Origin of the sequence: Kitasatospora sp. NPDC059817, assembly GCF_042731835.1 — a bacterium.
GTDB lineage: Bacteria > Actinomycetota > Actinomycetes > Streptomycetales > Streptomycetaceae > Kitasatospora.
The window spans coordinates 1-8990 of the sequence record NZ_JBHWIR010000239.1 but is presented as its reverse complement, the minus strand read 5'-3'; the positions used below and the strand labels follow the sequence as shown (position 1 = coordinate 8990).

At 73.3% G+C, this 8990-nt stretch carries 8 protein-coding genes and 1 pseudogene; 4 read left to right on the top strand and 5 right to left on the bottom strand.

The window, feature by feature from the left end:
- The 4 genes and pseudogenes from ACFV61_RS31890 to ACFV61_RS31875 all read right to left on the bottom strand — a co-directional run.
- Positions 1 to 366: pseudogene (locus ACFV61_RS31890) on the bottom strand (cytochrome P450); the annotation flags it as partial.
- A gap of 102 nt (positions 367 to 468) precedes the next feature.
- On the bottom strand, positions 469 to 1707 hold the full coding sequence (locus tag ACFV61_RS31885) for a cytochrome P450 (protein ID WP_380495420.1): 1239 nt from the start codon (positions 1705 to 1707) through the stop codon (positions 469 to 471).
- On the bottom strand, positions 1704 to 4757 hold the full coding sequence (locus tag ACFV61_RS31880) for an amino acid adenylation domain-containing protein (RefSeq protein ID WP_380495418.1): 3054 nt from the start codon (positions 4755 to 4757) through the stop codon (positions 1704 to 1706). Before ACFV61_RS31880 ends, ACFV61_RS31885 begins: the two co-directional genes overlap by 4 nt.
- A 95-nt stretch (positions 4758 to 4852) precedes the next feature.
- A complete protein-coding gene (locus tag ACFV61_RS31875; protein ID WP_380424379.1) occupies positions 4853 to 5296 on the bottom strand; it encodes a pyridoxamine 5'-phosphate oxidase family protein in 444 nt (147 codons plus the stop codon).
- 381 nt (positions 5297 to 5677) lie between these two features.
- Here ACFV61_RS31875 and ACFV61_RS31870 point away from each other — a divergent pair, with 381 nt between their 5' ends.
- The 3 genes from ACFV61_RS31870 to ACFV61_RS31860 all read left to right on the top strand — a co-directional run bounded on the left by ACFV61_RS31870 (position 5678) and on the right by ACFV61_RS31860 (position 7775).
- Entirely contained in the window at positions 5678 to 6733 is a 1056-nt protein-coding gene (locus ACFV61_RS31870) for an ATP-binding cassette domain-containing protein (protein WP_380495416.1), read from the top strand.
- 44 nt (positions 6734 to 6777) lie between these two features.
- Positions 6778 to 7518 carry an SDR family NAD(P)-dependent oxidoreductase gene (locus ACFV61_RS31865; protein ID WP_380495414.1) on the top strand — a complete coding sequence of 247 codons (741 nt, stop codon included), beginning with the start codon at positions 6778 to 6780 and terminating at the stop codon, positions 7516 to 7518.
- Positions 7519 to 7646: 128 nt separating this feature from the next.
- Complete coding sequence (locus ACFV61_RS31860) at positions 7647 to 7775, top strand: hypothetical protein (RefSeq protein ID WP_380375035.1); 129 nt, start codon at positions 7647 to 7649, stop codon at positions 7773 to 7775.
- Between the two features lie 95 nt (positions 7776 to 7870).
- Here the strand turns inward: ACFV61_RS31860 and ACFV61_RS31855 are convergent, their stop codons facing one another.
- Positions 7871 to 8122 (bottom strand): hypothetical protein, encoded by a 252-nt coding sequence (locus ACFV61_RS31855; protein ID WP_380345417.1) that lies wholly within the window; start codon positions 8120 to 8122, stop codon positions 7871 to 7873.
- A 286-nt stretch (positions 8123 to 8408) separates the two neighbouring features.
- On the opposite strand from ACFV61_RS31855, the gene ACFV61_RS31850 reads away from it, so the two are divergent.
- The gene (locus tag ACFV61_RS31850; RefSeq protein WP_380495412.1) at positions 8409 to 8888 is read left to right on the top strand and encodes a hypothetical protein; all 480 of its coding nucleotides are present in this window, start codon (positions 8409 to 8411) and stop codon (positions 8886 to 8888) included.
- Positions 8889 to 8990 lie beyond the last annotated feature (102 nt).

Sequence of the window (8990 nt, the reverse complement as noted above, 5' to 3'; positions counted from 1 at the left end):
CACCCCCCGCCCCACCGCCCGGACGCTGATCGCCGCGGCCAGAGCGCTGCGCAGGGCCACGTGGCGGGGGCCGTTCAGTTCCATCATCGTGATCAGGCCCGGCTCGTCGTCGGCGGCCCGGTCAGGCCGGGGCGGCCAGTCGTTGATGGTCGGCCGGATCAGCCGGGGGTCCGCGATCAGGGCCCGGACGTCCTCGTAGCGGGTGGCGTACCAGGCGGTGGCGCCGATCGGCAGCCGGACCTCCGCGAGCGGGCACTCCCGGCGCAGCCACCCGTACTGCGTGGGCGGGCCCATGGTGCCCGGCGGCGGCAGGGGCAGGTCGATGGCGGGCGGGTCGGCGGCGGGTTGCGGCGGTGAGCTGCTCACTGGCGGTGCTCCCTGGTCGCGTACGAGGTGGCCGGGTGTGAGGTGGCCGCGTACGAGGTGGCCGGGTGTGAGGTGATCGTGTGCGAGGTGGCCGGTCGGGTCTCACCAGCTGACGGGGAGGGTCAGCGGTGACTTGGTCACGGATTCGTCGTCCCAGGCGGGTTCCTGTCCTTCGGCGAGGCGCAGCCGCGGGAAGTGGTCGAACAACGCCTCGACTCCCGCGGACAGTTCGGCGCGGGCCAGGTGGGCGCCGAGGCAGTTGTGGGCTCCTCGTCCGAAGGCGAGGTGGCCCCCGCGGCCCGTGGTCGCGCCGGCCCGCTCCAGGTCGAGCCGGTCGGCGTCGGCGAACACCCGCTCGTCGCGGTTGGCGCAGGCCGGTACGGGAATGACGGCGTCGCCCTCGCGGATCGTCCGCCCGTGCAGTTCGATGTCCTCGGTCGCCAGGAGGATCACGGTGCCGTTCATCACCGGCATGTAGCGCAGGAACTCCTCCACCGCGCCGGGCATCAGCTCCCGGTCGTCGCGCAGGCGGGCCCACAGGCCCGGCCGGTCGAGCAGGGTGTGCGCGGTGTCGGCCAGGAAGAAGCTGCTGATGCCGAAGCCGACGGTGAGCATGGACAGCCCGAAGGCCATCACGTCGTCGTGGGTCAGCTCGCCGTCGTCGCACCGGCGGACCAGCCGGGTCAGGACGTCGTCGCCGGGCCGGTCCCGCTTCCGGGCGATCAGTGCGGCGACGTACTCGCGCAGCAGACCGGTGACCCGGCGCCCCTCCTGCGAGGTCACCATGCCGCCGAGGGCCGCGTCCAGCACCGGGAGGAACCGGTCCCGGTCCTCGAAGGGGATGCCCACCAGGTCGCAGAGCACGAGCAGGGGGAAGGGGTCGGTGAAGCCGGCGACCAGGTCGCCGGGCGGGCCGTTGTCCTCGAACGCGCGCAGCAGTCGCCCGGCCAGCCCGCGGATGCGTGGCAGGTGGTCGCGCACGGCCCGGGAGCTGAACGGCTCGGCCAGCGCCCGGCGCAGGGCCGCGTGCCGGGGGCCGTCGAGTTCGGCGATCGTGACCAGGCGCGGCCCGTCGTCCGCGGGTTGACCGGGACGCGGCGGCCAGTCGTTGATGGTCGGCCTGATCAGCCGGGGGTCCGCGAAGAGCATCCGGACGTCCTCGTGCCGGGTGGCGTACCAGGCGGTCGCGTCCATCGGCAGCCTGACCCTGGCCAGGGGGCAGGTCTCGCGCAGCCGCGCGGACTCCTCGGGCGGCCCCATGGTGCCCGGCGGCGGGAGCGGGAAGTCCAGGACGTCCGGCTCGGCGCCGGCCCCCCGCGCACCGGGCGGCCGTGCGCTCATGCCCGCGCCTCTTCCGGGTGGCGGGGGCAGGGGCGTTCGAGGTAACCGGTGGTGTAGAAGTACTCCAGGTAGCGGTCCAGCAGCTCCGCGTCGACGGGAGGGCAGTGCAGGCCCGAGGTGGCCAGGTCGTGCTCGACGTTGGCCCGCCCGACGGTGGGGAAGGTGCCCTCGAAGTACATCTCCTTGACGGACATGTCGGCCTGTTTGCAGCGGTCCACGCACAGCGAGACGAACGGGGCCGTGGGGCTCGTGGGGTGCTGCGCGACGTGGCGGACGAGCTCGCCCACCCACTCCTCGTAGGGGAGCCGGGAGATCCGGTGGCCGGCCCTGTCCATCCGGTCGAGCATGTCGCACAGGCTCGCGGCGCGGGGGTTGGTCATGTGGTAGGTCCGGCGGGTGGCGCGGTGGGTGGTGGCGATGTGCACCAGGGCGTCGGAGAGGAAGTCCACCGGGACGAAGTCCAGCGGCAGCCGGATGTCGGGGGCGAGCCCGGTCTCGCTGATGGTCTTGAACAGCGAGCAGATCGCGGTGTCGGTGTTGCACGCGCCGGTGTGCCGGTCGCCGGTGATCTCGTACGGACGGTAGACCGCCACCGGCAGGCCCTGGTCCTGGTCCGCGGCGTCGCGCAGCACCTCCTCGGCGACCCACTTGCTCTCGGCGTAGCCCATGGTGAGCCCGTCGGCGTGGTCGAGCGGCAGGTCCTCGTCGACGTGCCGTACGCCGGCGGTTCCGAAGCCGGCGAGCACCGCGATGGTGGAGAGGAAGTGCACCGGCACCCGGCGCCCGGCCGCCAGTCGGATGAGCTCCCTGGTGCCTTCCACGTTGGTGCGGCGCAGCGCGTCGTACGGATAGATGAAGTTGACCTGCGCGGCCGAGTGGATCACCAGGTCGACGGTGTCGGCGAGTTCGTCGGCGCGGCCCGGTTCCAGTCCGAGGCCGGGTTCGGCGAGGTCGGCGGGGAGGCACACGATGCGGTCGGCGGCTTCGGGGGTGGCGAGGCCGAAGCGGGCGAGGTTGCGCATCACCTTCTGCCGGGCGTGGGCGGGGGCCCGGCTCCGCACCGGGCAGCACACCCGGGCGTCGGTGCGGCGCAGCAGCGCGTCCAGGAGGAAGGCGCCGACGAAGCCGGAGGCGCCGGTGAGCAGCACCTCCGCGGGGTGGTGCCAGTCCGGCTCCGGCCCGCGCGGTTGCGGGAGGGTGAAGCCCAGCCGTACCTCGGCGCGGAAGTCCACCGGGCCCGCGTCGGCGTTCACCCTGCCGGGCGGGCCCTGGACGGCGACGACGGCGGCGGTGAAGTCCTCCAGTGTCGGGGAGCGCAGCAGGCTGTGGACGAGGGTGCGGCCGTGCCGGGCGTCGAGGCCGAAGGCGGCCAGCGCACGGGTGACGGCCTCGGCTGCCAGCAGGGAGTCGCCGCCGATGTCGAAGAAGCTGTCGCCCGGCGCCGGGTGCACACCCAGCACCACCTGCCAGATCCGGGCCACCGTGTCCTGCGGGCCGGACGCGGTGCCGTTCACCGCCGCCGGGACGGCAGCCTCCTCGGTCGCCGTCAGCCTGCGCAGCCGGGCGCGGTCGACCTTGCCCCCGGCCGTCACCGGGAACCGCGCGAGTTCCACCAGCCGCGCGGGCACCGCGGCCGCGGGCAGCCAGGTGGCGAGAGCGCTGCGGATGCGGTCCAGGGTCAGTGCCTGGCCGGGGCGGGCCGGGGTCACGTACCCGATCAGGGCGTCGCCCTCCCGTTCGACGACGGCCTCGCCCACCGCGTCGTCCGCGCGCAGCCGCGCCTCCACCTCGTCCGGCTCGATGCGGTGCCCGCGCAGTTTGATCTGCCGGTCCACCCGGGCCCGGTACTCCAGTACGCCGTCCGGGTGCCGGACCACGCGGTCACCGGTGCGGTAGAGGCGCGTACCGGGCTCGACGAGGTCGTCGACGAAGCGCTCGGCGGTCAGCCCGGGGTCGCCGAGGTACCCCAGGGCGAGCCCGTCCCCGCCGACGAGGAGCTCGCCCTCCTCACCGGTGTCGGCGAGCGTGCCGTCCGGGCGCAGCACGTGACAGGTGGAGTTCTCCAGGGGGAGGCCGATCGGCACGGCCGTCGCCTCGGGAGGCAGGTCGTGCAGCGCGTGTGCGGTGGACACCACGCTGTTCTCGGTCGGGCCGTAGAAGTTGACCACGGTGGTGTCCGGGCAGGCCGCCAGTATCGCGCGGGCCAGCTCCGCGTCCATCGCCTCGCCTCCGGCCGAGGCGAACCGCAGGGACCGCAGCGCCGAGGGCCTGGTGCGCGCGATGTGGTGGAACACCCCGGTGGTCAGGTAGGCGATGCTGACCCGCTCGGAGAGCAGCAGCGATTCCAGGGCGGTCGGCGACAGCAGTTCCTCCTGGTCGGCGATCACGATGCAGGCGCCGGCGAGCAGCGCGGGCCAGATCTCGATCGTGGAGGCGTCCGAGGAGAGGCCGTAGGCGTGCAGCACCCGCTCACCGGGCCGCGGCCGCTGCCGGACCAGGTCGGCGGCGGCCAGCCGGACGACTCCGCGGTGCGGGATCGCCACGGGTTTGGGGCGGCCGGTCGAGCCGGAGGTGAACATCACGTAGGCGCAGTCCGCGGGGAGCACCCGGGCCTGCGGCACCGCGGCCGGGTCGGTCGGGGTGGCCGGGGCGCTCGGAGCCAGGCCACCCAGGTCGATGCGGGAACGCACGCGCCGGATGCGGCGGGAGCTGCCGGGCAGCGTGACGACGGTGTGCACCCCCGCGTCCTCGGCCATCGCCTGCAGACGCGCGGGTGGTGAGGCGTCGTCGAGCGGGACGTAGGCCGCACCGGTCTTGAGGATGCCCAGGAACGCGACCAGCGCCTCCGGAGAGCGGGCCCCGCACACCCCGACCGTGTCGCCGTACCGCACGCCGGAGTCGTGCAGCCGGGCCGCCACCGCGTCGGAGCGGAGCTTGAGTTCGCCGTAGCTGATGCCGCGGCCGTGCTGTACGGAGGCGATGGCCCGCGGGCGGTGCACCGCCCGGGCGTCGAACAGCTCGTGGAGGCAGCGATCGCGTGGATACGGCACCGCCGCAGCGTGCTCGGCCGCCTCCTGATGCGTCGTTGTTCGGGTGTTCATCGGGACGTCACGCTCTCTGCCGCACACGGACCGCGCGCGGGAAGCTAGGGTTCGAACTCCTTGGCGAAGGCGGCGAAGTCGGCGGTCCGCCATCTCTCGGGCCTCATGCGGATGAGGACGTCGTCGGCCAGCTGCCGCCGGTTGGCGTCCAGGTACGCCGCCGCCGTGTCCGCGTCCAGATACCGGCGGGCCAGCTCCTCGCGTGCGGCCGGCGGCAGCGGGTCCTCGACGGCCACCACCGGCCCCTCCACGCTGACGTAGCGGTAGGGCGCCGACTCGACCTGCGCGCAGAGGCTGAACCGGCCCGCGCTGCGGATGAGCCGGGCCTTCAGCGTCGTCCGCCCGGTCTGGATCGTCACCAGCCCGCCGGGCCGGTAGGAGTACCAGAGCGGGACGAGCAGCGGTCCGCCGCCGTCGCGCGCGTCGTCCACCCCCAGGATTCCCACGTGCGGGCTGGCGAGGAACGCCTCCCGGGCTTCGACCGACATCCTGAGATCCACTGGTACCGCCTCGATTCGGCAGGAGACGCATCCGGTATCGGCAGGAGACGCATCCGGTATCGATTCGCGCAAGGCAGGGTGAGCCGGCGGGGGCCTCCGGGCGGCCGGCGTGTGACCGCCGCAGGTCTGTGCGGGTCCTCGGTCCTTCTCGTCCGGTGCACACGGCCTTCGGGAACCCGGTGGGGCGGCCAGGGCAGGGCCGGGCTCTCTCCTCCACATTTCCACCACACCCGGGTGGCCCGCATCCCGGCGGCCGCGCACGCGGTGCCTCCGATCCCCCGCCGAAGCGCACGACGGGCGCTCCGGGGGGATCCTGCCAGTGTCGGCCGTCAGGTGGTTCCCGGCTGGTTCCAGGAGAAGGAGGGGCACATGAGGGCGGCCATCCGGGCCGAGGGCCTGGTGAAGGACTTCGGCGACGTACGGGCCCTGGACGGGGTCGACCTGGACGTGCCGGAGGGGACGGTGCTGGGCCTGCTCGGCCCCAACGGCGCCGGCAAGAGCACCACGGTACGGGTGCTCACCACCCTGGTGCGGCCCGACGCGGGCAGCGCCCACGTGGCGGGGGTGGACGTGCTCAAGCACCCCGGCCGGGCCCGCAGCCTGCTGGGCCTCTGCGGCCAGTACGCGGCGGTCGACGAATACCTCACCGGCCGGGAGAACCTCCAGATGGTCGGCGAGCTCTACCAGATGCGGAGCAGGGACGCCAAGGCGCGCGCCCGCGAGCTGCTGGAGTGGTTCGACCTCGCCGAGGCGGCCGACCGGCCGGCCAGGACCTACTCCGGTGGCATGCGCCGCCGGCTCGACCTGGCGGCCGCGCTGGTGGTGCGGCCCCCGGTGATGTTCCTCGATGAGCCCACCACCGGCCTGGACCCGCGCAACCGGCTGGCGCTGTGGGAGGTCGTCGAGATGCTGGCCGCGGAGGGCACCACCCTGCTGCTCACCACCCAGTACCTGGAGGAGGCCGACCGGCTGGCGCACGACATCGTCGTGGTCGACCACGGCCGGGTGATCGCACGCGGATCCGCCGACGACCTCAAGACCAGGACCGGCGGCGAGCGGGTGGAGGTGGTGGTCCACGACCGCGAGCAGATCGGTGCGGCCGTCGCGGCGCTCGCCCCGTACGGTGGGGGCCCGCTCAGCGTGGAGCAGCACACCCGGCGAATCCTCGTGCCGGTGGGCGGGGGCGCACGGGTGCTCGCCGACGTCATCCGCGAGCTGGACGGGCTGGGCGTCCTCATCGACGACATCGGCCTGCGCAGGCCCACCCTCGACGACGTCTTCCTCTTCCTCACCGGCCACGCGGCCGAGGAGAACGAGCTGGGAAAGCCGCCTCGGACGGCTTCCGGGGCCGGGCGGCGCCGGTGGACACGGAACGCCCGTGGGAATTCCCGGCGGGGGCTTCGGCGCTCCCACCGGAAGCAGTAACTCCAGCGATGGTCGAAGCAGTGATGGTCAAGGGAGTGGAAACCATGGGACAGCTGGATGGGAAGGTCGCCCTGGTGACCGGGGGCTCGGCCGGGATCGGTCTCGCCGTCGTCCGTCGGTTCGCCGCCGAAGGTGCCACCGTCTACCTCACCGGCCGGCGCAAGGCCGAGCTGGACGAGGCCGTGGAAGCCGTCGGCGAACGGGCCATCGGCGTCCAGAGCGATGTGTCGAATCTCGACGACCTCGACCGGCTCTTCGCGGCGATCGAGGCACGCAGCGGACGGCTGGACGTCGTGGTGGCCAATGCCGGCGTCGGCGAGCTCGCCCCGCTCGGGAAGATCACCGAGGAGCACTACGACAGGACCTTCGACATCAACGTCAGGGGGGTGGTCTTCACCGTCCAGAAGGCGCTGCCCCTGTTGCCGGACGGCGCCTCGGTGATCGTGCTCGCCTCCACCAACGCGTCGACGGGCGTCCAGGCGATGAGCGTCTACAGCGCCACCAAGGCCGCCGACCGCAACCTCGTCCGCACGTGGGCCGCCGAGCTCGCGGGCCGCGGCATCCGGGTCAACGCCATCAGCCCCGGCCCGATCGAGACTCCCGCCATCCGCAGTCTGATCGCGGAGCAGGCGCCCGCGCTGGACGAGCTCGTCGCCAGGATTCCGCTGGGCCGGATCGGACGCCCCGACGAGGTCGCCGCCGCGGCTCTCTTCCTCGCCTCGGACCAGAGCTCCTTCACCACCGGAGCCGAACTCTTCGTCGACGGCGGCCTCAACCAGGTCTGACCGGCTCGGCGAGGCCGAGGGCGTAGGCGGTGCCGCCGTCGGGGGCGGGTTCGACGGCCGGGCCGGGGGCCGTCACCCGAGGTGGACCCCTCCGCCAGCTGGTCGAGATCCGGGCCACGAAGTCCCAGGTGGTGCTGCACTCGACCGCCCCCGACCCGGCCGGCACCCTGCGCGTGGCGATCCGCGCCGGCACCGCCCGGTGCCTGGGCCCCGGCCGGCAGGGTGATCAGCCGCTGCTGGCCACCCCGCTGCCGTGAACCCGCCGCGCCGGGCGGCATGGCGGGTCAGGGGCGGCGGTAGGCGAGGGTGGGGTGGGTGTCGGTGATCTGCAGGAGCCGGTCCCCGGTGTCGGTCAGGTCCACCACGGGCCTGGTCCGGCTTCGAGGTCGGCGATCGACCACCACACGTCGGCGCCCGGGCCTTCGTCCTCCAGGTCCTCCAGCTTGGCGACCCTGGCCGGGACGTCGGACAGCATCTCGACGACGGCCGGGTTCTCCTCGCCGGCCAGCCGCAGGTCCGCCACCGCCGAGCGGACCCCGGCGGCCGACGTGCCGACCAGGACCACCAGAGCAGCCGGGGGAAAGATCGCCAGCGCCGCTCCCACGCCCGGCCCCGGCCGTCCGGGCCCGCCTGCTCCCTCCTCGTCGCCAAGGTCGAACGCTCCTACGGCTCCACCCGTCCCGCCGGGGCGTAGGGCTACGCGACGGGCGGGTGGCGGGGATCCCAACTCCCGTCATCCGTCCGCCGGCGGGGTGGTAAATCCCCCTCAACTGGCGCCCCAGCTAAGGGTTTTGGCCTGAACGCGCCTACGTCGCCTCCTCGGCGCCTGCCTACGCTCCCCTCGAACCCCGGCCGCTCCGGCCGTGGGACCGACCCAGGGGGAACACCCAATGCGTATTCGCCACGCCGTCGCCACGGTCACCCTCGCGGCGACCGCCGCGCTCACGATGAGCACCGCCGCCTCGGCCGCCCCGGCCCCGCGTCTCGCCTGCGGGGTGAGCGACCAGGGCCTCCCGGGCAACATCTACAACAACGGCGTCTACGTCGGCCAGGTCGAGCAGCAGTACGACAGCTGTAGCCAGACGGCGATCGCCCACTTCCAGTGGTCCGGCGGCTTCCAGGGAAACGGCTCCCAGGTCAAGGTGTACCTGATGGCGAGCAACGGCTACGCCGGCCAGGCGACCATCGGGGACCAGAGCAGCAAGGACGTCTACGGCTACGTCAACATCCACGCCACTTCCCCGGACATCTGGACGGCCGTCGCGTCGCTCGACCAGATCTGCCCCGCCTACAGCACCCAGCACGACTACTCCAACGGCGCCTCCCTGGCGGGCCCGCAGGACAGCAACTGCAGCATCCCCAACCCGTAACCCGTAGCCCGCAGTCCAAGCGGCCCCCGGTGTCGACCCAGACCCACACGCTCCCACGAGAGAGCGCGCGCGGAGACTGGAGTCAGAAACAACCACACAAAA

Coding starts and splice junctions, on each gene's coding strand:
- ACFV61_RS31885 (WP_380495420.1), bottom strand. CDS start 1,707: ATGAGCGCACGGCCGCCCGGTGCGCGGGGGGCCGGCGCCGAGCCGGAC.
- ACFV61_RS31865 (WP_380495414.1), top strand. CDS start 6,778: ATGGGACAGCTGGATGGGAAGGTCGCCCTGGTGACCGGGGGCTCGGCC.
- ACFV61_RS31850 (WP_380495412.1), top strand. CDS start 8,409: ATGCGTATTCGCCACGCCGTCGCCACGGTCACCCTCGCGGCGACCGCC.
- ACFV61_RS31870 (WP_380495416.1), top strand. CDS start 5,678: ATGAGGGCGGCCATCCGGGCCGAGGGCCTGGTGAAGGACTTCGGCGAC.
- ACFV61_RS31875 (WP_380424379.1), bottom strand. CDS start 5,296: ATGTCGGTCGAAGCCCGGGAGGCGTTCCTCGCCAGCCCGCACGTGGGA.